A 274-nucleotide genomic window follows, 5' to 3' on the forward strand; every position below is an offset into this window, starting at 1 on the left:
CCTTCGTCACGGAAACGTTCTGCCATCGTTAGACCCGTCAGTGCAACACGTAGACGGTTGCCTGGTGGCTCGTTCATCTGACCGTAAACCATCGCTACTTTTGATTCTTCAGGTTTTTCGATGTTTACAACACCCGCTTCCTGCATCTCAAAGTAGAAATCGTTACCTTCACGAGTACGCTCACCAACACCAGCAAATACTGACAGACCTGAGTGCTGTAGTGCGATGTTGTTGATAAGTTCCATCATGTTAACGGTCTTACCTACACCAGCAC

The 274-nt window shown here is 47.8% G+C and carries 1 pseudogene; it reads right to left on the minus strand.

From position 1 onward, the window contains the following. A pseudogene (locus tag E0702_RS17320) lies at positions 1–274 on the minus strand (F0F1 ATP synthase subunit beta); the annotation flags it as partial.

It is taken from the genome of Halomonas marinisediminis, assembly GCF_004347715.1.
In the GTDB taxonomy this organism is placed as follows: Bacteria; Pseudomonadota; Gammaproteobacteria; order Pseudomonadales; family Halomonadaceae; genus Halomonas; species Halomonas icarae.